A 21,797-nucleotide genomic window follows, 5' to 3' on the forward strand; every position below is an offset into this window, starting at 1 on the left:
GGGTTTCCTGCTGCGCTTTCGCCTATTCCCCCGCCGCCGCGCGGCCAAACATGCTCCGGCGGGCCGGGCGCACCCGGCCCGCGCGACCTGTGCCGATAATCCACCCCGCCGATGCCGGTATGTGCCGCGATGAGGCAGGATGTGAAAGGCCGTTCCGGATGAGTTCGCCCGGGATGGCGCTCTCATGCGAGGAGTCTGATGACGGAGCCGACGGAAGGCGCCAACGGCGTAGCGGCGAGTCGAGCCAAGTATTCGAGGGTGCTGCTCAAGCTGGGCGGGGAGATGTTCGGCGGCGGCCAGGTCGGCTTGGATCCCGACGTGGTAGCCCGGGTGGCCCGCCAGATCGCCGAAGTGGTGCGGACCGGCGTGCAGGTCGCCGTGGTGATCGGCGGCGGAAACTTCTTCCGGGGCGCCCAGCTTCAACAGCGCGGCATGGAACGCACCCGGTCGGACTACATGGGGATGCTCGGCACGGTCATGAACAGCCTTGCGCTGCAGGATTTCCTGGAGAAGGAGGGCATCGTCACCCGGGTCCAGACCGCGATCACCATGGGCCAGGTGGCCGAGCCCTACCTCCCGTTGCGGGCCGTCCGTCACCTGGAGAAGGGCCGGGTGGTGATCTTCGGCGCCGGCATGGGCCTGCCCTACTTCTCCACCGACACCACCGCGGCCCAGCGGGCGCTGGAGATCGGCGCGGACGTGGTTTTGATGGCCAAGGCGGTCGACGGCGTGTTCAGCGAGGACCCCCGGGTGAATCCTGAGGCGGAGCTGCTGACCGTGATCACCCATCGCGAGGTGATCGACCGCGGCCTGCGGGTGGCCGACACCACCGCATTCAGCCTGTGCATGGACAATGGCATGCCGATCCTGGTGTTCAACCTGCTGACCAATGGCAATATCGCCCGCGCGGTCGCTGGTGAGAAGATCGGAACTCTGGTCACCACCTGAGGGGAAGACGCGATGATCGACGCTGGCGACGATGCAGAGCGCAGCGATGAGGAGGAGCGGCGCAGATGATCGACGCTGGCGACGATGCAGAGCGCAGCGATGAGGAGGAGCGGCGCAGATGATCGATGCTGGCGACGATGCAGAGCGCAGCGATGAGGAGGAGCGGCGCAGATGATCGACGAGGCTCTTTTCGATGCGGAAGAGAAGATGGAGAAGGCCGTAGCTGTGGCCCGTGACGACTTGTCGACGATCCGGACGGGTCGCGCCAACCCGGGCATGTTCTCCCGGATCGTGATCGACTACTACGGCTCCGCCACCCCGATCACCCAGCTGGCCAGCATCAACGTCCCCGAGGCGCGGCTCGTCGTGATCAAGCCCTACGAGGCCGGCCAGCTCGGCGCGATCGAGACGGCGATCCGCAACTCCGACCTCGGCGTCAACCCCACCAACGACGGCACCCTCATCCGGGTGGCGGTGCCGCAGCTCACCGAGGAGCGCCGCCGCGAGCTGGTCAAGCAGGCCAAGCACAAGGGCGAGGACGCGAAGGTTTCCGTGCGCAACATCCGCCGCAAGGCGATGGAGGAGTTGCACCGCATTCGCAAGGACGGCGAGGCGGGCGAAGACGAGGTCGGCCGCGCGGAGAAAGACCTGGACAAGACCACCCAGCAGTACGTCACCCAGATCGACGAACTGGTCAAGCACAAAGAAGGGGAGCTGCTGGAGGTCTAGCGGCCGCTCAGCAACCAAGTCCGTGGCAACCCCCGACGCCGGCAAAGGAAGCACGCCCGAGGGCCCGGCGCCTGCCCGCGGGACCCCTGGGCCCCGCAACGTCGTGCGATCGCGGCCCGGAAAGGCCGAAAAGGCCCCGCGGGCGGGACGCGACCTGCCCGCCGCCATCCTCGTGGGTGCCAGCATCGGCGCGGTTCTGATCGCAACACTGATCTTTGCTTCCCGCTACTGGGTGGTGCTCGTCGCCATCGCCATCTTCGTTGCCAGTCACGAGGTGGTGCGCCGGCTGCGCGAAGCCGGATACGTCATCCCGGTCATCCCGCTGTTGGCCGGCGGCCAGCTGACCGTCTGGCTGACCTGGCCGTTCCACGCGGCCGGCGCGATGGCCGGTTTCGGGGTGACGGTGGTGGTGTGCATGGTCTGGCGGCTGTTCATGCAGGACAACAGCAAACGGCCCGAGCCGTTCGCCGGTTCGTCGTCGGCGAACTATCTGCGGGACGCGTCCGCCACGGTGTTCCTGGCCGCGTGGGTCCCCCTGTTCGCGTCGTTCGCGGCGCTGCTCGTCTACCCGAAAGACGGTGCGGGCCGGGTCTTCTGCCTCATGATCACCGTCGTCGCCTCCGATGTGAGCGCCTATGCCGTGGGGGTGCTGTTCGGCAAGCACCTGATGGTTCCCGCGATCAGCCCGAAGAAGTCGTGGGAGGGGTTCGCGGGTTCGTTGGTGTTCGGGACCGCCGCGGCGACCCTGACCGCGACGTTCCTGGCCGGCAAGCCGCCGTGGATCGGGGTCCTGCTGGGCGTGGTGCTCGTGCTGACCTGCACGCTCGGCGACCTGGTGGAGTCGCAGGTCAAGCGCGACCTCGGCATCAAGGACATGGGCCGGCTGCTGCCCGGCCACGGCGGGTTGATGGACCGGCTCGACGGCGTCCTCCCGTCGGCGGTCGCGGCCTGGACGGTGCTGACGTTGCTGCCCTAGCTTTTCGGGGCCGGGCGCGACGTGACCGATACTGGACGGGTCATGGTTCAACAACTGGTTTTCGACGCACCGCGCCCCGCCAGGCCGCCGCGGCACCTGGCCGACCTGGACGAGGCCGGCCGCGCGTCGGTCATCGCGGAGCTGGGCTTGCCCGCGTTCCGGTCCAAGCAGCTGGGGCACCAGTACTACGGGCGGCTGATCGCCGATCCGCATCAGATGACGGACCTTCCCGCGGCCGTCCGCGAGCTGGTCGCCGAGGCGATGTTCCCGACGCTGCTCACCGCGGCCACCGACGTCACCTGCGATGCCGGCCAGACCCGCAAGACCCTGTGGCGGGCCACCGACGGCACCACCGTCGAGTCTGTGCTGATGCGCTACCCGCAGCGCAACACGGTGTGCATCTCGTCGCAGGCCGGCTGCGGCATGGCCTGCCCGTTCTGTGCGACCGGTCAGGGCGGGTTGCGGCGCAACCTGTCGACCGCGGAAATCCTCGAACAGGTACGGGCCGCCGCGGCGGCGCTGCGCGACGACTTCGGCCCGGCGGCTCAGCGGCTCTCGAACGTCGTCTTCATGGGCATGGGGGAGCCGCTGGCCAACTACGCCCGGGTGCTGCCCGCGGTGCAGCGCATCACCGCGCCGGCGCCGCACGGCTTCGGCATCTCCGCCCGTTCGGTGACGGTGTCGACGGTGGGGCTGGTGCCCGCGATCCGCAAACTCGCCGACGAACGGCTGGGGGTGACGCTGGCGTTGTCGCTGCACGCGCCGGACGACGAGCTGCGCGACACGCTGGTGCCGGTGAACACCCGGTGGAAGGTCGGCGAGGCCCTCGCCGCGGCCCGCTATTACGCCGACGTGACCGGTCGCCGGGTGTCGATCGAATACGCGCTGATCCGCGACGTCAACGACCAGGCGTGGCGGGCCGACCTGCTGGGCAAGCGGCTGCATCGCGCGCTCGGGCCCCTGGTGCACGTCAACCTGATCCCGCTCAACCCGACCCCGGGCAGCGAGTGGGACGCCAGCCCCAAGCCGGTGGAGCGGGAGTTCGTGCGGCGGGTGCGGGCTCAGGGGGTGTCGTGCACGGTGCGGGACACCCGCGGCCGCGAGATCAGCGCCGCCTGCGGACAGCTGGCCGCCGCAGGCGGGTAGCTGGAGCGCGGGCGATCAGGCAGAGGCCTGCGGACAGCTGGCCTTGGAAAAGGAGTAGCAGGCGGGTAGCTGCGGCTACCTGAGCCAGCCGCGGCGGCGGCCCCACAGGTCGCGCACCAGGACGAACAGCGCCACCACGGCAAAACCGACCAGCCAGATGTCTTCGACGCGGCCGACGTGGTTGCCGCGCAGCATCGCCAGCAGGAATATGACGGCGAACACGCCGACGAAATGCCAGGTGCGGTGGTTGATCCTGCTCCAGCCCCACGCCGCCGACGGCACCTCGGCGGTGTCGACGCCGGCGGAGTATTCCAGTTCGGTACTGGCCACGGCGAGTCCCTTTCGGATCGGATCGGCTTCTAAAGAGGTGATTCTGGCATACCCGCCGCGCGGTCCCGCGAGTTCGGTCACCCCCCGGGCCACCTCGTGGCCCGCGTCGGCGTCGGACGGCACAATGGGTGGGTGACCACTGCGACGACCGACGGGCATGGCGAGGGCCGCCTGCGGGTGCTGGTGCTGGGCAGCACCGGCTCCATCGGCACCCAGGCGCTCGAGGTCATCGCCGCCAACCCCGACCGTTTCGAGGTGGTCGGGCTGGCCGCCGGGGGCGCGAACCCGGACACCTTGCTGCGGCAACGCTCGGAAACCGGGGTCACCAACATCGCCGTCGCCGACGAGCGGGCGGCTGAGCGCGTCGGTGACGTCCCGTTTCGGGGCCCGGACGCCGTCACCCGGCTCGTGCAGGAAACCGAGGCCGACGTCATCCTCAACGCGCTGGTCGGAGCGCTGGGGCTGCGCCCGACGCTGGCCGCGCTGGAGTCGGGCGCCCGCCTGGCGCTGGCCAACAAGGAGTCGCTGATCGCCGGCGGCCCCCTGGTGCTGCGGGCGGCGCGCCCGGGTCAGATCGTGCCCGTCGACTCCGAGCACTCCGCGCTGGCCCAGTGCCTGCGCGGCGGTTCCCCCGACGAGGTGGCCAGGCTGGTGTTGACCGCGTCCGGCGGACCGTTCCGGGGCTGGACGGCCGCCGACCTCGAGGGCGTCACCCCCGAGCAGGCGGGCGCCCACCCGACGTGGTCGATGGGCCCGATGAACACGCTGAACTCGGCGTCGCTGGTGAACAAGGGTCTCGAGCTCATCGAAACCCACCTGCTGTTCGGCATCCCCTACGACCGCATCGAGGTGGTCGTGCACCCGCAGTCGATCGTTCATTCGATGGTCACCTTCGTCGACGGCTCGACGATCGCACAGGCCAGCCCGCCGGACATGAAGCTGCCCATCTCGCTGGCGCTGGGCTGGCCGCGCCGCGTCCCCGGCGCGGCCGCCTCCTGCGACTTCAGCACCGCCTCGAGCTGGGAATTCGAGCCGCTCGACGGCGACGTGTTCCCCGCGGTCGACCTCGCCCGGCACGCCGGGGAGACCGGCGGCTGCATGACCGCCGTCTACAACGCCGCCAACGAAGAGGCGGCCGAAGCGTTCCTCGACGGCCGGATCGGCTTCCCGGCCATCGTCAAAACGATCGCCGACGTGCTGCACGCCGCCGACCAATGGGCCGTATCACCCGCTAACGTGGATGAGGTACTGGACGCGCAGCGCTGGGCACGGGAGCGGGCGCGGCGCACCCTCGCAGTAGCAACAACTGCGACCCCGGCAGTGGCCCCTGACAAGGTCTCGGGATTGGCTTGAGAAAGGTCCTGGCAGCGAAATGATGTTCGTTATCGGCATTGTGCTGTTCGCGCTGGCCATCCTGGTCTCGGTGGCCCTGCACGAGTGCGGCCACATGTGGGTGGCGCGCGCCACGGGCATGAAGGTGCGCCGCTACTTCGTCGGCTTCGGGCCGACGCTGTGGTCGACCCGGCGCGGGGAGACCGAGTACGGCGTCAAGGGCGTCCCGCTGGGCGGCTTCTGCGACATCGCCGGCATGACGCCGGTCGAGGAGCTGGCGCCCGACGAGGCCGACCGGGCGATGTACAAGCAGGCGACCTGGAAGCGGGTTGCGGTGTTGTTCGCGGGCCCCGGCATGAACTTCGTCATCTGCCTGGTGCTGCTCTACGGGATCGCGCTGGTCTGGGGGCTGCCGAACCTGCACCCGCCCACCAAGGCCGTGGTCGGCGAAACGGCTTGTGTCGCACCGGAAGTGGCGCCCGGCAAGCTCGGGAACTGCACGGGCCCCGGTCCGGCCGCGCGCGCCGGGATCCGCCCCGGCGACGTCGTGGTCAAGGTCGGTGACACCCCGGTGTCCAGCTTCGAGGACATGGCCGTGGCGGTCCGCAGGTTGCACGGGACCGTTCCGGTCGTCGTGGAACGCGACGGCTCCACCGTCACCACCTACGTCGACATCACGCCCACGCAACGCTTCGTCGGAAACGGACAGGACGGCAAGCCGGAGGCCTCGACGGTCGGCGCCATCGGTGTCGGCGCCGTCAGGCTCACGCCCACCCACTACGGCGTGTTCGCCGCGGTGCCGGCCACGTTCGCGTTCGCCGGGGGCCTGACCGTCGAGGTGGGCAAGGCGCTGGTCGCGATCCCGACGAAGGTCGGCGCGCTGGTGCATGCCATCGGCGGTGGGCAGCGCGACCCGCAGACGCCGATGAGCGTCGTCGGGGCCAGCATCATCGGCGGCGACACCGTCGACCACGGGCTGTGGGTGGCGTTCTGGTTCTTCCTGGCCCAGCTGAACCTCATCCTCGGTGCGATCAACCTGGTGCCGCTGCTGCCCTTCGACGGCGGCCACATCGCCATCGCGGTGTTCGAGAAGATCCGCAACGTGATCCGCTCGGCCCGCGGCATGGTGGCGGCCGCGCCCGTGAACTATCTCAAGCTGATGCCCGCGACGTATGTGGTCCTGGTCTTCGTCGTCGGGTACATGCTGCTGACCGTGACAGCCGATCTGGTGAACCCGATCCGGCTCTTCCAATGACCAAGCTCCGATGACGAAGCTCCGATAACGAAGCAAAGGATCGACAAAGTGAGCATTGGCCTGGGCATGCCGGACGCGCCGGCACCCACGCTCGCGCCCCGGCGTCCCACGCGCCAGCTGATGGTTCGCGACGTCGGGGTGGGCAGCGACTACCGGATCTCGGTGCAGTCGATGTGCACCACCAAGACCCACGACGTCAACTCGACGCTGCAGCAGATCGCCGAACTGACCGCGGCGGGGTGCGACATCGTGCGGGTGGCGTGTCCGCGTCAGGAGGACGCCGACGCGCTGGCCGCGATCGCCTCCAAGAGCAAGATCCCGGTGATCGCCGACATCCACTTCCAGCCCAAGTACATCTTCGCCGCCATCGACGCCGGCTGCGCCGCGGTGCGCGTCAACCCCGGCAACATCAAGGAGTTCGACGGCCGGGTCGGGGAGGTCGCCAAGGCCGCCGGCGATGCCGGCATCCCGATCCGTATCGGCGTCAACGCCGGCTCGCTGGACAAGCGGTTCCTGGAGAAGTACGGCAAGGCCACCCCCGAGGCGCTGGTGGAGTCGGCGCTGTGGGAGGCCTCGCTGTTCGAGGAGCACGGTTTCTCCGAACTCAAGATCAGCGTCAAGCACAACGACCCGGTGGTGATGGTCGCCGCCTACGAGTTGCTGGCCGCCCGGTGCGACTACCCGCTGCATCTCGGGGTCACCGAGGCCGGGCCGGCGTTCCAGGGCACCATCAAGTCCGCGGTCGCCTTCGGCGCGCTGCTGTCCAAGGGCATCGGCGACACCATCCGGGTGTCGCTGTCCGCCCCGCCGGTCGAGGAGGTCAAGGTCGGCGTCCAGATCCTCGAGTCGCTCAACCTGCGGCCGCGGGGCCTCGAGATCGTGTCGTGCCCGTCGTGCGGCCGGGCCCAGGTCGACGTCTACACGCTGGCCAACGAGGTCACCGCCGGCCTGGACGGTCTCGACGTGCCGCTGCGGGTCGCCGTGATGGGCTGCGTCGTCAACGGTCCGGGGGAGGCCCGCGAGGCCGACCTGGGCGTGGCGTCGGGAAATGGCAAGGGCCAGATCTTCGTTCGCGGCGAGGTGATCAAGACCGTCCCGGAAGCCAAGATCGTCGAGACCCTGATCGAGGAGGCGATGCGGCTCGCGTCCGAAACGGGTGACGAATCGGGCGACGGGCCGCAAACAACGGCGAGCGGTTCGCCGATTGTGACCGTAAGCTGATGGGGGCCGGTGCGCTCGCACCGGTCCCCGGCACCCACCACAGGGAGTTCGCCCCCATGTCGGCTCCGCCCATCTTCCGCCTCGTCGGCGAGCGGCGGGTGTCCGTGGTGCGCGATGCCGCCGCCGTGTGGCACGTTTTCGACGAGGACCCGGTCGGGTCGTGCATGGTCGCGGCCCGCGTCGCCGACCACGGCGTCGACCCCAACGCGATCGGCGGCGAGCTGTGGACCCGCCGCGGCCCGGAGGAGTCGTTGTGCTTTGCCGGTGCCAACCTGATCCCGCTGCGTGGCGCGCCGGCCGACCTCAACGCGTTCGCCGACGAGGCGATGAGCGGGACGCGGCGCTGTTCGTCGCTGGTCGGCAGGGCCGACCTGGTGCTGCCGATGTGGGAGCGGCTCGAGGTGGCGTGGGGCCCGGCGCGTGACGTGCGCGAGCAGCAGCCGCTGATGGCGCTGTCCGCCCATCCCAACTGCGACATCGACGTCGGGGTGCGCCAGGTCCGGCCGGACGAGTTGGACGCCTACCTGGTGGCCGCCGTCGACATGTTCATCGGGGAGGTGGGCGTCGACCCGCGCATCGGCGACGGCGGCCGTGGCTACCGGCGCCGGGTGGCCAGCCTGATCGCCGCCGGGCGGGCCTGGGCGCGCTTCGAGGACGGTCAGGTCGTGTTCAAGGCCGAGGTGGGGTCGCAGTCCCCGCGGGTCGGCCAGATCCAGGGCGTCTGGGTGCACCCGGAGTGGCGCGGCCAGGGACTGGGCACGGGCGGTACCGCGACGGTGGCCGCGGTGATCGTCGGCGCCGGGCGCATCGCCAGCCTCTACGTCAACGATTTCAACGCGGTGGCCCGCGCGGCGTATGCGCGCGTCGGTTTCACCGAGGTCGGCACGTTCGCGACCGTCCTGCTGGATTAGGGACGGCCGCGAACCATAACGGTTGCGTCTCGGTGTGTCGGCGGGGGTGTCCCGGCCACAGTTCTTAACATCAGCACCGATGGCAACTCGAACAACATTCGTCTCATCAGTCACATGCTTGGTGGTCGTTGCGGCGATCGCGCTGTCCGCGTGCACCCCGCGGCCCGACGGGCCTGGCCCGGCCGCCGAGAAGTTCTTCGCCGCCCTGGCCGTCGGGGACACCGCGACCGCCGCCCAGCTCAGCGACAGCCCCAACGACGCCCGCGAGGCGCTCAACGCGGCCTGGGCGGGGCTGCAGGCCACCCACCTGGACGCGCAGGTACTCAGCGCCAGATACGCCGAGGACACCGGCAAGGTGGACTACCGTTTCTCCTGGCATCTGCCCAAGGACCGGGTCTGGACCTATGACGGCGAGCTGAAGATGGCCCGCTACGAGGGACGCTGGCGCGTGCGCTGGACCACCACCGGGCTGCACCCCAAGCTGGGCGAGCACCAGACGTTCGCGCTGCGGGCCGACCGGCCGCGGCGCGCCTCGGTCAACGAACTCGGCGGCACCGACGTGCTGGTGCCGGGCTACCTGTACCACTACGCGCTGGACGCCACGCAGGCCGGCTCCGGGTTGGCCCTGAGCTCGACGGCGCACGCGGTGGTCGACGTCCTGCACCCCTTCAACGACGCGCTCGGCGATCCGCAGCTGCTCGCCGAGCAGGCCAGCTCGTCGACCCAGCCGGTGGACCTGGTCACCCTGCATCCGGACGACAACGACAAGGTCTTCCCGGCGATCGGCCGGCTGCCCGGCATCGCGATCACGCCCCAGCCCGAGATGCTGCCCACCGATCCGCATTTCGCGTCGACGGTCGTGGCCGAGGTGAAGAAGGCGGTCATCGGCCAGCTCGACGGCGAGCCGGGTTGGCGGGTGGTCAGCGTGAACCAGAACGGTGTCGAAGTCGAAGTGCTGCACGAGGTTCCGGGGTCGCCGGCGCCGTCGGTCTCGCTCACCCTGGACCGGGCGGTGCAGAATGCCGCCCAGCACGCCGTCGATACCCGCGGCGGCAAGGCGATGATGGTGGTGATCAAGCCGTCGACCGGGGAGATCCTGGCGATCGCGCAGAACGCCGGGGCCGACGCCGACGGCCCGCTCGCCACCACCGGCCTGTTCCCGCCGGGGTCGACATTCAAGATGGTGACCGCCGGTGCGGCCGTCGAGCGCGACATGGCCACGCCCAACACGATGATGGGCTGCCCGGGCCACATCGACATCGGGCACCGCAGCATCCCCAACTACGGCGGCTTCGACCTCGGCGTGGTGCCGATGTCGCGCGCGTTCGCCAGTTCCTGCAACACCACGTTCGCCGAGCTGAGCAGCAAGATGCCGCCGCGCGGGCTGACGCAGGCGGCCAGCCGCTACGGCATCGGGCTGGACTACCAGGTCGAGGGCATCACCACGGTCACGGGCTCGGTGCCGCCGACGGTGGACCTGGCCGAGCGCACCGAGGACGGCTTCGGGCAGGGACGGGTGCTGGCCAGCCCGTTCGGCATGGCCCTGGTGGCCGCCACGGTGGCTGCCGGCAGGACGCCGGTGCCGCAGCTGATCGCCGGGCGGCCGACGACGGTACAGGGCGACGCGACGCCCATCAGCCCCAAGATGGTCGAGGCCCTGCGGCCCATGATGCGGCTGGTGGTGACCAACGGAACCGCCAAGGAGATCTCGGGCTGCGGGGCGGTGTTCGGGAAGACCGGCGAGGCCGAGTTCCCGGGCGGGTCGCACTCCTGGTTCGCCGGGTACCGCGGCGACCTGGCGTTCGCGTCCCTGATCGTGGGGGGTGGCAGCTCGGAATATGCGGTGCGGATGACCAAGGTGATGTTCGAGTCGCTGCCCCCGGATTTCCTCACCTGAGGCCCCGGCCCGCCCGCGGCGGTAAATTGCCAGGGTGGGCGCTGAGAGCGGTGGAGACATGGTGGCTCCGGTATCGCTGCGGGTTTCCGACGCCGACCGCAACGGCACGATGCGGCGACTGCACAACGCCGTCGCGCTCGGGCTGATCGACATCGACGAGTTCGAGCAGCGCTCGTCGCAGGTGTCCTACGCGCGTACCCGGGGCGAGCTGGACGGGTTGGTCGGCGACCTGCCGGGGCCCGGCGCCATCGTCACCTCCGCGGCGGACCGGGTGGAGCTGCGCGGCTGGGCGGGCTCGCTGAAGCGGCACGGCGAATGGATGGTGCCCACCCGCCTGGCGCTGGTGCGCCGACTGGGCTCGGTGGAACTCGACCTGACCAGGGCCCGGTTCGCGGGGCCGGTGGTGGTCATCGAGATGGACATGAGGTTCGGCTCGGTGCAGATCCGGTTGCCCGACGGCGCCAGCGCCTCGATCGACGACGTCGAGGTCTACGGCGGCAGCGCCAGCGACCGACGCAAGGACGCACCCGGTGAGGGCAGGCCGCATGTGGTGCTGACGGGACGGGTGGTGTGCGGATCGGTGACCATCCGGGGACCGCGGCGGTCGCTGCTGCGCCGGCATCGGGTGTGAGTCGACGCCGCCGATTCACCCTCGCGGCCGAGCCGGCTCCAGGCGGGCGATTAAGCTGGCGGTATGCCTGCTCGCACCGCGCTTTCCCCCGGAGTGTTGTCCCCGACCCGGCCGGTGCCCACCCGCATCGCGCGCCCGGAGTATGTCGGCAAGCCGACCGCCCGCGAGGGCAGCGAGCCGTGGGTGCAGACGCCGGAGGTCATCGAGAAGATGCGCGTCGCCGGCCGGATCGCGGCGGGCGCGCTGGCCGAGGCGGGCAAGGCGGTCGCGCCGGGGGTGACCACCGACGAACTGGACCGGATCGCCCACGAGTACATGGTCGACCACGGCGCCTACCCGTCGACGCTGGGCTACAAGGGATTTCCGAAGTCGTGCTGCACCTCTCTCAACGAGGTCATCTGTCACGGCATCCCCGACTCGACGGTGGTCGAGGACGGCGACATCGTCAACATCGACGTCACCGCCTACATCGACGGGGTGCACGGCGACACCAACGCCACCTTCCCGGCCGGCGACGTCTCCGAGGAGCACCGGTTGCTGGTGGAGCGCACCCACGAGGCCACCATGCGGGCGATCAACGCCGTCAAACCGGGGCGTGCGCTGTCGGTCGTCGGCAGGGTCATCGAGTCGTACGCAAACCGGTTCGGCTACAACGTCGTTCGCGACTTCACCGGGCACGGTATCGGCACCACGTTCCACAACGGGCTGGTGGTGCTGCACTACGACCAGCCCTCGGTGACCACGACCATGCAGCCGGGGATGACGTTCACCATCGAGCCGATGATCAACCTGGGCGGGCTGGACTACGAGATCTGGGACGACGGCTGGACGGTGGTCACCAAGGACCGCAAGTGGACGGCGCAGTTCGAGCACACGCTGCTGGTCACCGAGACCGGTGTCGAGATCCTCACGCTGCCATGAGTTTGCGGCGCGAGCAGACGCAGAATCGCACTGATTCGCGGGGAATCGTGCGATTCTGCGTCTGCTCGCGGTAAGTCGTGAGCGGCGCGCTGCTGGTTGCCGGCACCAGCTCCGACGCGGGGAAGTCGGTGCTGGTGGCGGGCCTGTGCCGGCTGCTGGCCCGCCGCGGGGTCCGGGTCGCGCCGTTCAAGGCGCAGAACATGTCCAACAACTCGGCCGTCACCGTCGAGGGCGGCGAGATCGGGCGGGCCCAGGCGATCCAGGCCCGGGCGGCGGGCCTGGAACCCAGCGTCCGCTTCAACCCGATCCTGCTCAAACCGGGCGGCGACCGCACGTCGCAGCTGGTGATCCGGGGCCGGGTCGCCGAGTCGGTCACGGCGAGCGGCTACATGCGGCACCGGGAGCGGCTTGCCGGCGTCGTATTCGACGAATTGTCCTGTCTACGTGAAGAATTCGACGCGGTGATCTGCGAGGGTGCGGGTTCTCCCGCCGAGATCAACCTGCGCGCAACCGATGTGGCCAACATGGGTCTGGCCAGGGCCGCGAACCTTCCGGTGGTGGTGGTCGGGGACATCGACCGCGGCGGTCTGCTCGCGCATCTGTTCGGCACGCTCGCCGTGCTCGAGCCCGAGGACCAGGCGCTGGTCGCCGGCTTCGTCGTCAACAAGTTCCGCGGTGACCCCGCACTGCTGGAGCCGGGCCTGCGGCAGCTGCACGCCATGACCGGGCGCCCCACCTACGGTGTGCTGCCCTACGCCGACGACCTCTGGCTGGACGCCGAGGACTCGCTGTCGGTGGTCGCCCACCGCACCGTGGGCAGGCCCGCGCCACCATGCGGCGACGAATGGCTGCGGGTCGCGGCGGTTCGCCTGCCCCGCATCTCCAACTCCACCGACGTCGAGGCGCTGGCCTGCGAGCCGGGCGTCCTGGTGCGTTGGGTCACCGACCCCGGCGACCTGGCCGACGCCGACCTGATCGTGCTGCCGGGCAGCAAGGCCACCGTGGCCGACCTGGCCTGGCTGCGCGACCGCGGCCTGGCCGGCGCGATCGTCGGTCACGCCCGCGCCGGCAAACCGGTGCTGGGCATCTGCGGCGGCTTCCAGATGCTGTGCCGGCGCATCGTGGACCCGGTGGAATCCCGGGCGGGGGAAATCGCCGGGCTGGGGCTGCTGGACGCCGACATCGCCTTCGCCGAGGCCAAGGTCCTGCGGCGCTGGCAGCGGCCGCTCACCGGATACGAGATCCATCACGGGCGGCTGTCCCGGTGCGCCGAACGGAGCTGGTTCGAGGTCGAGTCCGAATCGCAGGGCATCGAACGCGCCGCGATTTTCGGCACGCATTGGCACGGCCTGCTCGACAACGACGAGTTCCGCCGCGCGTGGCTGAGCCGCGTCGCCGACGCGGCCGGCCGCCGCGGATTCGTCGTCGGAGACGTCGAAGTCGCCGCCCGGCGCGACGCCCAGCTGGACGTCGTCGCCGAGATGCTGGAGTCGCACCTGGACCTCGACGCCGTTCTCGGCCTGCTCGACGCGCCGCCGCCGCGGCGACCGCACATCGCAACCGCGTTGCGGGTCTGAGGGGGTGTTGGCTGCGGAAAAGCCTCGCGCCCGCATGCCGATCGGCTGTAGCGTGCGTAAGTGCCCTCGATGATGACCACCCTGGACGGGTTTCCCGTCCCCGTGGGGATCGCCGGTCCGGAAAAGGGCGTGGTCGTGGTCATCATGGGCGACGTGCAGCGGCCGCCGGCGGCCTACGACGCGGTCTGCGAGCGGCTGCACACGGCCTCGCTGCGGACGGTCGTCATCGGCTTCGATCCGCGGCTGACTCCCAAGTCGGTGGTCGGCATCCTCGATGCGGTGGGAATCGGGTGGGCCGTCGTGGTCGGCGACCGCGCCGGGGGAGAACTCGCCTGGGAGTTGGCGGCGACCAAGCTGGGCCGGTTCGTCGGCCTGGTGGCCATCGACCGTGGACATCCGCGGGTGGCCGACACCCAGGGCGCGGTGCGCGACGACCATTGCCCGCCGGTGGAGATCGGGACGACCGTGCTGGTCAGTTCCCCGCAGGCCCGCGCGGTGGCCCACGAGAGCCAGCGGTTCGTCTACTCCGATTACCGCGTCGTGGAACTTGCCCGATGCACCGCGCAGGAGTCGACCGCCCAGCTGGCCGCCGAGATCGTGCTGCGCACCAGCACCTGGTAGCGCCGGCTGGTTGGGCTGCAAGCGATTTGCCGACGGCTGCCGCGCGGTGCGGCGCGTCGGCGGTGACCGAGGAGGCGATGCGTGGTCGACACCGCTGGCACGGCCGGTCCGGTCGTCGGCCTGACCACCTACCTGGACCGGGCCCGGACCGGGGTGTGGGACGTGCCGGCCGGTTTCCTGCCCGCCGGCTATTTCCAGGGCGTCGCGATGGCCGGCGGTGTCGCCGTGCTGCTGCCGCCGCAGCCGGTGGGGCCCGGCGTCGCCGACCGGGTGCTCGACTGCCTCGACGCCCTGGTGCTCACGGGCGGCAACGACATCGATCCCGCGGCCTACGGGCAGCAGGGGCACCCGCAGACCGACCAGCCGGTACCCGCGCGGGACGCCTGGGAGTTCGCGTTGTTGCGCGCCGCGTTGCGGCGCGGGCTGCCGGTGCTGGGCATCTGCCGCGGCGCGCAGCTGCTCAACGTGGCCTTCGGCGGGACGCTGCACCAGCACCTGCCCGACGTCCTGGGCCACCACGGGCATCGGGCCGGCAACGCGGTGTTCACCTCGTTGGCGGTGCGCACGGTGCCCGGCACGCGGTTGGCGGCACTGCTCGGCGAATCAGCCGAGGTGCGCTGTTACCACCATCAGGCCGTCGCGGAAGTCGGCGCGGGACTGGTGGTCAGCGCGTGGGACGCCGACGGGGTGGTCGAGGCGCTCGAGGTGCCGGGCGACGGCTTCGCGCTGGCCGTGCAGTGGCATCCGGAGGAGTGCCTGGGGGACCTGAGGCTGTTCTCGGCGATCGTGGCGGCCGCACGCGAATACGCCGCGCTCCAATGAAGCCCGGCGCGCCGGGTTCAGCTCGGCCTGCGCCGTGACGGTTGCCCCGGTGGTTCGGTCTCGGCGACCAGGCGGATCGGCTCGCCGGCGCGGGCCCGACGCAGCGGCAGTGCGCCGCCGCACGTTGCCGTGACGGGTTCGGTCCAGGCGCTCGGCACCGTCAACAGCCCGACCGACGTCCCGCGACCGACTCGCGCGGTGACCGTCGCGGCGCCCGCACCACTCGGATCGGGCAGCATCCGCCGCAGCGCCGCCGCCTTGTTGAGGGAGTTGAGGTGTCTGATCGCGACGTCCAGCGGCGCGGACAGCGAACTGAGCTTGGACAGCGACGCGGTCACCGGCAGCAGGGGCTCATCGAAGCTGCTCAGCGGTGAGCGCGAGAGCCCGGCCAACCCGTCGGGGATTGCCGCGGTCACCTGCCGGCCGGCCGCGACGACGTCCGGGGCTGCCTTGACCCGCCATCCGCCGGACACCCGCGTGGCCGTCTCGCCGGGGTGAGCCGGCGGCGGGGCGAAGGTTGTCACCGTCGCCGCATCCGCGGACGCGGCCGCGTAGGCGTACATGGCGGCGGCGTCTTGCGCCCACATCCGCTCGTAGTCGGCTTCGGTGTCCGCGATGTCCGCGCTGGTGTGGCCCAGGAAATTCGTGGCGGCCAACGCCGCGCGCCGCGCGCGGTTGGCCTCGACCGCGGGTGGGGGAACCGTCGCGGCGAACGCCGCCTCGTAGGCGGTCGCGGCCGCCTCGGCGTGGGCGGCGGTCTGCCGGGCCCGCGCGGCGAGGGCGTCCAGCCAGTCGCGGTGGTGCGCCAGCGCCTGGGCCGTCGCCGCCGGGCCGGGGCAGCCCCGTGCGAGTTGCCCGATCGCCGCGGCGTAGCCCGCCGCCGCCTCGCCCAGGGCGCCGGCCAGCGCCTCCCAGGCGGTGGCGGCGGTCATCATCAGTTCCGAACCGGGGCCCGAATACAGCTGTCCGGAGATGATCTCCGGTGGTCGCATCCCGAAGTACATCGCTAGCTCACTTGAAGGACGGATCGGGTGGTGCGCAGGAACATGAAATCTCCCTCGATGCTCGAGTGCGAAGACGGCCGGTGCCGGTGGTCGTCGGACACATGTCGAAAGCTCCACCCGTTCGCGTCTCGGCGAATCGGCAGCAGCCACGGGCGTGACGGTCCGACGCCGGCCTGTCAGCAGCGGGCGACGCAGAACTCGGTCAGGATGTCGCGAGCGGTCGGGGCGATCGCGGGCGCGCGCGCGCCGGAGTCGCCGGGCCGGCATTGCGACGCGACGGCGGGCGACGGGGACCGCACCGCCTGGGCGGCGATGCGGTTTCCGGTCGGCGGCCGGTCGCGGGTCATCCAGGCGTTCTTCTTCTGGTGGGTCGGCGAACGATCGCTCGAAAAGCCATGGGCGAGCAAGGATCCGCGATCCTCACGCTGCGCGTGGGTGCCGCCGGCGCCTGGGGCGGTGTGCGACACGGATACGGGTTGCGGGACGATGGCGGCGGCAACCGCGGTGCCCCGGGATGCCCAGCCCGTCGTCACGGCGGCGAGGACACACAGTGCGGCCAGGGCCGCGACCGCCGCCCACCACCGCCGACTCGTACCGCCACACCGGAACTTCACAGTGGTCTTGACTGTAGTGGGGCGGTGGTCTCGGCCACCTGTGAGAACGGTCAGAGTCAGGTGTGCGTTCCCCTAACGGGCGCGGGCGGGCGACCGGGGCGCCGGCTCACCCGACGGCCGGGACGCGGGGCATCACGGTGGGCGTCGACCCGTAGCGGGGCATCTGGGGGACGAAGCCGCGCCCTCCCGGCGCGGACAGCGGCATGCCGCCGAGCATGCTCGCCGGGCCTTGCGCTGCGGGGTTGCCGAGGCTGCCGAGTACGCCCGGGCCGGGCAGCGCCGACGCGGCCGCGCCCAGGGGGCCGGTCGCGGTCCAGGCGGGGGGCACGGACAGCGGACCGATCGAGGCCGCGTGCCCCAGCCCGGCCGACACCGTGCCGCCGAGCCCGCCCATCGACTGGCCGAGCCCGCCGGTGGCGGCGCCGGCGGCGTTCTCGGCCGCCCCCGCGGCATCGGCCGCCGCCGCGCCGGCACCCTGCAGGCCGAGGAAGTCGACCATGTTTCCCAAGAAGTTTCCCGGCATGTAGAAGCCCGAGGAGAAGATCGTGTTCAGGGCGTTGTCGTTGATGAACGCGCCGAGCGGCGACCCGTCGGTTCCCCCCAGGAGGCTGAGGATTCCCGCCGGGCTGGAGACGTCGACCCCGCCCAGCCCGAGCCAGTTCTGGACGCCGCCCAGGCCCGGGCCGGCGAGCGCCTGCAGCGTTGTCGGCACCGAACTCATGAGCTGGGAGAGCGTGGTCTGGGTCTCGGCGGCGGTGTTGGTGGCCTGCGGCGGGCCGGGGAATGACGTCAGGTCCGCGGCCGCTGCCGACGAGCCCGCGTAGCCGTACATCGCCGCGGTGTCCTGGGCCCACATCTCGGCGTACTGCGCTTCGGTGGCCGCGATCGCCGGGGTGTTCTGGCCCAGCAGGTTGGTGGCGACCAGCGACGCCAGCTGCGCGCGGTTGGCCACGATCACCGGCGGGGGCACCGTCATGGCGAAGGCGGCCTCATAGGCCCCGGCGGCCGCCTTGGCCTGGGCGCCGGCCTGCGCGGCCTGCGCGGCGGTGCTCCCCATCCAGGTGACATAGGGCGCGGCGGCCGCCGCCATGGCGGCCGATGCCGGCCCACGCCAGGAGCCGGTGGCGATGTCTGCGACCACCGAACCGTAATCGGCTGCGGTACGTGATAATTCGGCGGCCAGGCCGTCCCAGGCGGCCGCCGCGGTGAGCATGGGGCCCGATCCCGGCCCGGTGTACATGCGTGCGGAGTTGACTTCGGGCGGAAGCGCTGCGAAATCCATGACCGGGTCCTCCCGTCGGTTGGTTCGGCTGATGGTGTTGCGGACGCTGGTGTCGACGGCCCGCGCACGCAGAACGACGGACCCCCAACGTTTTTGGGCATGACCAAGCATCGACATCCGAAACGCTTGCGGCGCAACGTCTATCATGTGGCGGCCCTTCGGTCCGAAGCGGCCACCGCAAGAAGAACCTAACCCCGCGGGCCCCGCAGATGCAATCGATTCGCAACAATAATGCAAACAGTTCGCAACTGGGCGCCCGGGGCGGCTTTCGCCGCCGACGGTGTCAGCCGCGCCAGACGATGAGGGGGATGGCCATCTCGGCGGGTGTGGCCGCGCCGTGAAAACCTATGAGCCGAGCCGTCTCCGGGGGTTCGTGCGCGGTCGCCAATACGGCCAGGTCGCCGGTGCAGGTGACCACGACGTCACCGATCCGGGCCGCGTGGCGCGGATCGACCGGCCCGAACACCCCGGTGGCCACGGCCTCCTCGCGGCTGTGGACCTGCGCGCGGTCGCCGAGGACACCGGCCCAGGCCGCCCGCACGTCGGCGGCGGCCCCCGCCTCGGTGTGCAGGTGGCGCACCCGCGGCTCGCCGGCCACCACCCGCACTCCGGCGGCCAGGCGCGGGTCGGCGTCGAGGTCGATGCGGGCATCCGGCCCGACGTTGAGGCCGCCGTGGTCGGCGGTCACCAGCAGCACGGCACCGGCGGGCAGCTCCTCGACCAGCCGGGTCAGCAGCGCATCGACGCGGGCCGCCGCCTCATGCCAGCCGGGGGAACCGATGCCGAACACGTGGGCCGCGGTGTCGAGGACGGCGGTGTAGCCGTAGACGAGGCCCGGCGCCGACCGCAGCGTGGTGGTCACCGCGGCGGCATAGTCGTCGTCGGGAAGGGTCGGGACGAACCGCGCCCCGCGGTAGGCCGCGTCGGTCAGGCCGCTGCCCATAAAAGCCGCGGGCAGCACGGCGTGTGCGGCGGTGCCCGCCCGCTCGAGACGGGCAAACCACGTCGGCAACGGCTGCCAGGCCGCGTACGGCGGGTCGTCGCGCCAGAGGATGTGGTTGACCACCCGGTCGGTGCCGGGGACGTTGAGGGTGAAGCCCAGGATGCCGTGTTCGCCGGGGCGCGCGCCGGTGCCCAGGGACACCAGGCTGGTCGGCGTCGTCGACGGGAACGTGCACGCCAGCCGGGTGAGCCGCCCGGTCCCACCGGCCAGCACCGAGGACAGCAGCGGCGCGCTGGCGGCCAGCTCCGCCAGCAGGTGCCAGCCCAGCCCGTCGACCAGCACCACCACAACGCGATCGACCCGATCCCCGGCCGCCTCCGCCAGCGCGAGGCGGTCGGGCGCCTCGGGCACGCCCAGCACCGCGGCCGCGGCGGGCAGTACGTCGCAGAGGGAACCGGTCATGACGGCCAGGCTAGACCCGGGCCAGCCGCCGGCTGGTCACCTCCAGCTGGCGGTCCGTGCTGTCGGCCAGCGCCCGGACCTGCGCGGGCCGCAGCCGCCCGCACAGCCTGCCCCAGTGCACCGCGACCTCGTCGCCGACCGCCACGTCGGGCACCGCGCTGTACCCGTCGGCCCAGACGTCGAGGGAGAACACCGAAGGCTCGGCCAGCGCCACCGACCGGCCGTCCCACGCCAGCGCGCGGCGCGACACCTCGACGTCGTCGCCGGCGCGCGAAACCACTGTGCCCCAGCTGATGCGGCAGTTGTCGAGCACGCTCAGCGGGTGCTCGCCGCGGCCCAGGAACCGCGTCCACGGATACACGCCGAACACGTGGAAGCAGTGGTTGGGGGCCGCCTCGCGGGCCAGGTCGGTTGTGAGGTGCGACCAGTAGCGGCCCGCCTGCGGCCCGATGATGTCCAGCAGCGCGGCGAAGAAATCGTCGGGATCCACCTGCGCGCCGACACCGCCGCCGAGCCAATAAGATTCGACGAGCCGGTGATCGAGCGGGTCGGCGATTCCGGTCAGGGCCGACAGGACGCGCAGATAGGGCCACGCCCCGGAGAACCGCGTCGCCGCGGCGCGCACCTCCTCGACCGAGCCGTCGCGCAGGGTGGCGCCCAGCGGGGGCCCGCAGTAGCCCAGCGCGTTGGGGGCGTAGGCGTAGCGGGCGAACATCTCCACGCCGTCGCCGGAGCCGGGCACATCGACCGTCAAGTGCGCCCCGCGAGCTTGGCGGCGTCACGGTGCATGCGCCCGAAGTTGTAGTAGGCCGCGCAGGCGCCCTCGGGGGACACCATGCACGTCCCGATCGGGGTCTCCGGGGTGCATGCGGTGCCGAAAACCTTGCATTCCCAAGGCTTGAGCACCCCCTTGAGCACCTCGCCGCACTGGCAGGCCTTGGGGTCGGCGACGCGCACGCCGGGCATCGCGAAGCGCAGCTCGGCGTCGAAGTCGGCGAAGTCGTCGTGCAGCCGCAGCGCGCTCTGCGAGATGAAGCCCAGTCCGCGCCATTCGAAGTGCGGGCGCAACGCGAACACCGTGCCCAGCAGCGCCAGCGCCGCCGGATTGCCCTGTTCGGGAACCACGCGCTTGTACTGGTTTTCCACCTCGCAGCGGCCCTCGCGGATCTGGGTCAGCAGCATCGCGACCGCGGCCAGGATGTCGAGCGGTTCGAAGCCGGCCACCACCAACGGCTTTCGGTAGACCTCCGGGACGAAGCGGTAGGGCCGGTTGCCCACGACGGTCGAGACGTGGCCGGGGCCGATGAAGCCCGACAACCGCAGGTCCGGCGACTCCAGGATCGCCTTGATCGGCGGCACGATCGTGACGTGATTGCAGAACACGCTGAAGTTGCCCACGCCCAGCTCGCGGGCGCGCACCAGCGTGACCGCGGTCGAGGGTGCGGTGGTCTCGAAACCGATGGCGAAGAAGACCACCTGCTTGTCGGGGTTGTCGACCGCGATCTTCAGCGCGTCCAGCGGCGAGTAGATGAAGCGCACGTCGGCGCCTTTGGCCTTGGCGTCCAGCAGGCTGCCCTTGGAGCCGGGAACGCGCATCATGTCGCCGAAGCAGGTGAAGATGACGCCGGGTTGGGAGGCCAGCCACATGGCGTCGTCGATGCGGCCCATCGGGATCACGCACACCGGACAGCCCGGGCCGTGCACCAGTTCGACGTTGTCCGGCAGCAGGTGCTCGATGCCGTGCCGGTAGATGGTGTGGGTGTGCCCGCCGCACACCTCCATGAACTTGAACTGGTCGTCGTCGCCCTCGCCGGCCAGGCGCGCCAACTCTTGAATGGCGGAGAGCAGCTTGCGGGCCGCCGCCGGGTCGCGGAATTCGTCAACGAATTTCATTGCGCCTCCTCAGGTTATCGCCGACGAGTCGAAGGCCTCCAGCTCGGTGCTGTACGCGTCGCCGAGTTTCTGGATGGCGTCCAGGGTGAGCAGCGCCTCGGTCTCGTCGATCTTGGCCATCGCGAACCCGACGTGCACCAGCACCCAGTCGTCGGGTGCGGGCGGGTCGTCTTCGAGCAGGCGCACGCTGATGGTGCGCTGGACCCCGCTGACGTCGACCTTCGCCAGATAGTTGGCGGGATCGGTGATCTCGACGATCCGACCCGGAATGCCCAGGCACAT

At 70.9% G+C, this 21,797-nt stretch carries 22 protein-coding genes; 14 read left to right on the plus strand and 8 right to left on the minus strand.

The genetic code is table 11. The features are described 5' to 3' along the window. Positions 1-198 precede the first annotated feature (198 nt). From pyrH to rlmN, 4 genes are all read left to right on the plus strand, one after another. Positions 199-948: a UMP kinase gene (gene pyrH / locus ACJ512_RS09285; protein WP_407687400.1), complete on the plus strand. Its 750-nt coding sequence runs from the start codon at positions 199-201 to the stop codon at positions 946-948. 171 nt (positions 949-1,119) lie between these two features. Then, positions 1,120-1,677: a ribosome recycling factor gene (frr, locus tag ACJ512_RS09290; RefSeq protein ID WP_407687401.1), complete on the plus strand. Its 558-nt coding sequence runs from the start codon at positions 1,120-1,122 to the stop codon at positions 1,675-1,677. 22 nt (positions 1,678-1,699) lie between these two features. Further along, positions 1,700-2,653, plus strand: coding sequence for a phosphatidate cytidylyltransferase (locus ACJ512_RS09295; RefSeq protein WP_407687402.1), 954 nt, complete (start codon positions 1,700-1,702; stop codon positions 2,651-2,653). Positions 2,654-2,695: 42 nt separating this feature from the next. Next, positions 2,696-3,799: a dual-specificity RNA methyltransferase RlmN gene (rlmN, locus tag ACJ512_RS09300; protein ID WP_407687403.1), complete on the plus strand. Its 1,104-nt coding sequence runs from the start codon at positions 2,696-2,698 to the stop codon at positions 3,797-3,799. A 75-nt stretch (positions 3,800-3,874) separates the two neighbouring features. Here the strand turns inward: rlmN and ACJ512_RS09305 are convergent, their stop codons facing one another. Then, positions 3,875-4,129, minus strand: a complete 255-nt coding sequence (locus tag ACJ512_RS09305) for a DUF2631 domain-containing protein (protein ID WP_407687404.1) — start codon at positions 4,127-4,129, stop codon at positions 3,875-3,877. Between the two features lie 132 nt (positions 4,130-4,261). Between ACJ512_RS09305 and dxr the strand changes: the two genes are divergently transcribed. The 10 genes from dxr to ACJ512_RS09355 all read left to right on the plus strand — a co-directional run bounded on the left by dxr (position 4,262) and on the right by ACJ512_RS09355 (position 15,317). After that, complete coding sequence (gene dxr / locus ACJ512_RS09310; RefSeq protein ID WP_407687405.1) at positions 4,262-5,482, plus strand: 1-deoxy-D-xylulose-5-phosphate reductoisomerase; 1,221 nt, start codon at positions 4,262-4,264, stop codon at positions 5,480-5,482. A gap of 19 nt (positions 5,483-5,501) precedes the next feature. Beyond that, a complete protein-coding gene (locus tag ACJ512_RS09315; RefSeq protein ID WP_407687406.1) occupies positions 5,502-6,716 on the plus strand; it encodes a M50 family metallopeptidase in 1,215 nt (404 codons plus the stop codon). A 48-nt stretch (positions 6,717-6,764) separates the two neighbouring features. After that, complete coding sequence (gene ispG, locus ACJ512_RS09320) at positions 6,765-7,937, plus strand: flavodoxin-dependent (E)-4-hydroxy-3-methylbut-2-enyl-diphosphate synthase (protein WP_407687407.1); 1,173 nt, start codon at positions 6,765-6,767, stop codon at positions 7,935-7,937. A 56-nt stretch (positions 7,938-7,993) separates the two neighbouring features. Next, positions 7,994-8,848, plus strand: a complete 855-nt coding sequence (locus tag ACJ512_RS09325; protein WP_407687408.1) for a GNAT family N-acetyltransferase — start codon at positions 7,994-7,996, stop codon at positions 8,846-8,848. A gap of 79 nt (positions 8,849-8,927) precedes the next feature. Further along, positions 8,928-10,745: a penicillin-binding transpeptidase domain-containing protein gene (locus ACJ512_RS09330; protein ID WP_407687409.1), complete on the plus strand. Its 1,818-nt coding sequence runs from the start codon at positions 8,928-8,930 to the stop codon at positions 10,743-10,745. A gap of 58 nt (positions 10,746-10,803) precedes the next feature. After that, entirely contained in the window at positions 10,804-11,376 is a 573-nt protein-coding gene (locus ACJ512_RS09335) for a DUF1707 SHOCT-like domain-containing protein (RefSeq protein ID WP_407687410.1), read from the plus strand. A gap of 63 nt (positions 11,377-11,439) precedes the next feature. After that, positions 11,440-12,297, plus strand: a complete 858-nt coding sequence (map, locus tag ACJ512_RS09340; RefSeq protein ID WP_407687411.1) for a type I methionyl aminopeptidase — start codon at positions 11,440-11,442, stop codon at positions 12,295-12,297. Positions 12,298-12,374: 77 nt separating this feature from the next. Further along, positions 12,375-13,874, plus strand: a complete 1,500-nt coding sequence (locus ACJ512_RS09345) for a cobyric acid synthase (protein ID WP_407687412.1) — start codon at positions 12,375-12,377, stop codon at positions 13,872-13,874. A gap of 69 nt (positions 13,875-13,943) precedes the next feature. Continuing rightward, positions 13,944-14,495, plus strand: a complete 552-nt coding sequence (locus ACJ512_RS09350; protein WP_407687434.1) for an alpha/beta hydrolase — start codon at positions 13,944-13,946, stop codon at positions 14,493-14,495. 81 nt (positions 14,496-14,576) lie between these two features. After that, the gene (locus ACJ512_RS09355; protein ID WP_407687413.1) at positions 14,577-15,317 is read left to right on the plus strand and encodes a gamma-glutamyl-gamma-aminobutyrate hydrolase family protein; all 741 of its coding nucleotides are present in this window, start codon (positions 14,577-14,579) and stop codon (positions 15,315-15,317) included. Between the two features lie 17 nt (positions 15,318-15,334). Here ACJ512_RS09355 and ACJ512_RS09360 read toward each other — a convergent pair whose 3' ends face one another. The 7 genes from ACJ512_RS09360 to ACJ512_RS09390 all read right to left on the minus strand — a co-directional run bounded on the left by ACJ512_RS09360 (position 15,335) and on the right by ACJ512_RS09390 (position 21,797). Continuing rightward, positions 15,335-16,321: a PPE domain-containing protein gene (locus tag ACJ512_RS09360; RefSeq protein WP_407687414.1), complete on the minus strand. Its 987-nt coding sequence runs from the start codon at positions 16,319-16,321 to the stop codon at positions 15,335-15,337. Positions 16,322-16,497: 176 nt separating this feature from the next. Then, entirely contained in the window at positions 16,498-16,854 is a 357-nt protein-coding gene (locus ACJ512_RS09365) for a hypothetical protein (RefSeq protein ID WP_407687415.1), read from the minus strand. Positions 16,855-17,041: 187 nt separating this feature from the next. Then, on the minus strand, positions 17,042-18,217 hold the full coding sequence (locus ACJ512_RS09370; protein WP_407687416.1) for a PPE family protein: 1,176 nt from the start codon (positions 18,215-18,217) through the stop codon (positions 17,042-17,044). A gap of 283 nt (positions 18,218-18,500) precedes the next feature. After that, positions 18,501-19,622 carry an alkaline phosphatase family protein gene (locus ACJ512_RS09375; protein ID WP_407687417.1) on the minus strand — a complete coding sequence of 374 codons (1,122 nt, stop codon included), beginning with the start codon at positions 19,620-19,622 and terminating at the stop codon, positions 18,501-18,503. Positions 19,623-19,632: 10 nt separating this feature from the next. After that, positions 19,633-20,337, minus strand: a complete 705-nt coding sequence (locus ACJ512_RS09380; RefSeq protein WP_461480109.1) for a DUF6390 family protein — start codon at positions 20,335-20,337, stop codon at positions 19,633-19,635. 35 nt (positions 20,338-20,372) lie between these two features. Further along, a complete protein-coding gene (hypD, locus tag ACJ512_RS09385; RefSeq protein ID WP_407687419.1) occupies positions 20,373-21,515 on the minus strand; it encodes a hydrogenase formation protein HypD in 1,143 nt (380 codons plus the stop codon). Between the two features lie 9 nt (positions 21,516-21,524). Beyond that, positions 21,525-21,797 (minus strand): HypC/HybG/HupF family hydrogenase formation chaperone, encoded by a 273-nt coding sequence (locus tag ACJ512_RS09390; protein ID WP_407687420.1) that lies wholly within the window; start codon positions 21,795-21,797, stop codon positions 21,525-21,527.

The sequence above is a fragment of the Mycobacterium cajalii genome, from assembly GCF_045809005.2.
In the GTDB taxonomy this organism is placed as follows: Bacteria; Actinomycetota; Actinomycetes; order Mycobacteriales; family Mycobacteriaceae; genus Mycobacterium.

Excerpts from the sequence above, each read along its gene's own strand:
- frr (WP_407687401.1), top strand. The coding sequence starts at position 1,120 with ATGATCGACGAGGCTCTTTTCGATGCGGAAGAGAAGATGGAGAAGGCC.
- hypD (WP_407687419.1), bottom strand. The coding sequence starts at position 21,515 with ATGAAATTCGTTGACGAATTCCGCGACCCGGCGGCGGCCCGCAAGCTG.
- pyrH (WP_407687400.1), top strand. The coding sequence starts at position 199 with ATGACGGAGCCGACGGAAGGCGCCAACGGCGTAGCGGCGAGTCGAGCC.
- ACJ512_RS09380 (WP_461480109.1), bottom strand. The coding sequence starts at position 20,337 with ATGTTCGCCCGCTACGCCTACGCCCCCAACGCGCTGGGCTACTGCGGG.
- map (WP_407687411.1), top strand. The coding sequence starts at position 11,440 with ATGCCTGCTCGCACCGCGCTTTCCCCCGGAGTGTTGTCCCCGACCCGG.
- ACJ512_RS09390 (WP_407687420.1), bottom strand. The coding sequence starts at position 21,797 with ATGTGCCTGGGCATTCCGGGTCGGATCGTCGAGATCACCGATCCCGCC.
- ACJ512_RS09370 (WP_407687416.1), bottom strand. The coding sequence starts at position 18,217 with ATGGATTTCGCAGCGCTTCCGCCCGAAGTCAACTCCGCACGCATGTAC.
- ACJ512_RS09330 (WP_407687409.1), top strand. The coding sequence starts at position 8,928 with ATGGCAACTCGAACAACATTCGTCTCATCAGTCACATGCTTGGTGGTC.
- rlmN (WP_407687403.1), top strand. The coding sequence starts at position 2,696 with ATGGTTCAACAACTGGTTTTCGACGCACCGCGCCCCGCCAGGCCGCCG.
- ACJ512_RS09335 (WP_407687410.1), top strand. The coding sequence starts at position 10,804 with ATGGTGGCTCCGGTATCGCTGCGGGTTTCCGACGCCGACCGCAACGGC.
- ACJ512_RS09315 (WP_407687406.1), top strand. The coding sequence starts at position 5,502 with ATGATGTTCGTTATCGGCATTGTGCTGTTCGCGCTGGCCATCCTGGTC.
- ACJ512_RS09350 (WP_407687434.1), top strand. The coding sequence starts at position 13,944 with ATGATGACCACCCTGGACGGGTTTCCCGTCCCCGTGGGGATCGCCGGT.
- ACJ512_RS09360 (WP_407687414.1), bottom strand. The coding sequence starts at position 16,321 with ATGTACTTCGGGATGCGACCACCGGAGATCATCTCCGGACAGCTGTAT.
- ACJ512_RS09325 (WP_407687408.1), top strand. The coding sequence starts at position 7,994 with ATGTCGGCTCCGCCCATCTTCCGCCTCGTCGGCGAGCGGCGGGTGTCC.
- ACJ512_RS09375 (WP_407687417.1), bottom strand. The coding sequence starts at position 19,622 with ATGACCGGTTCCCTCTGCGACGTACTGCCCGCCGCGGCCGCGGTGCTG.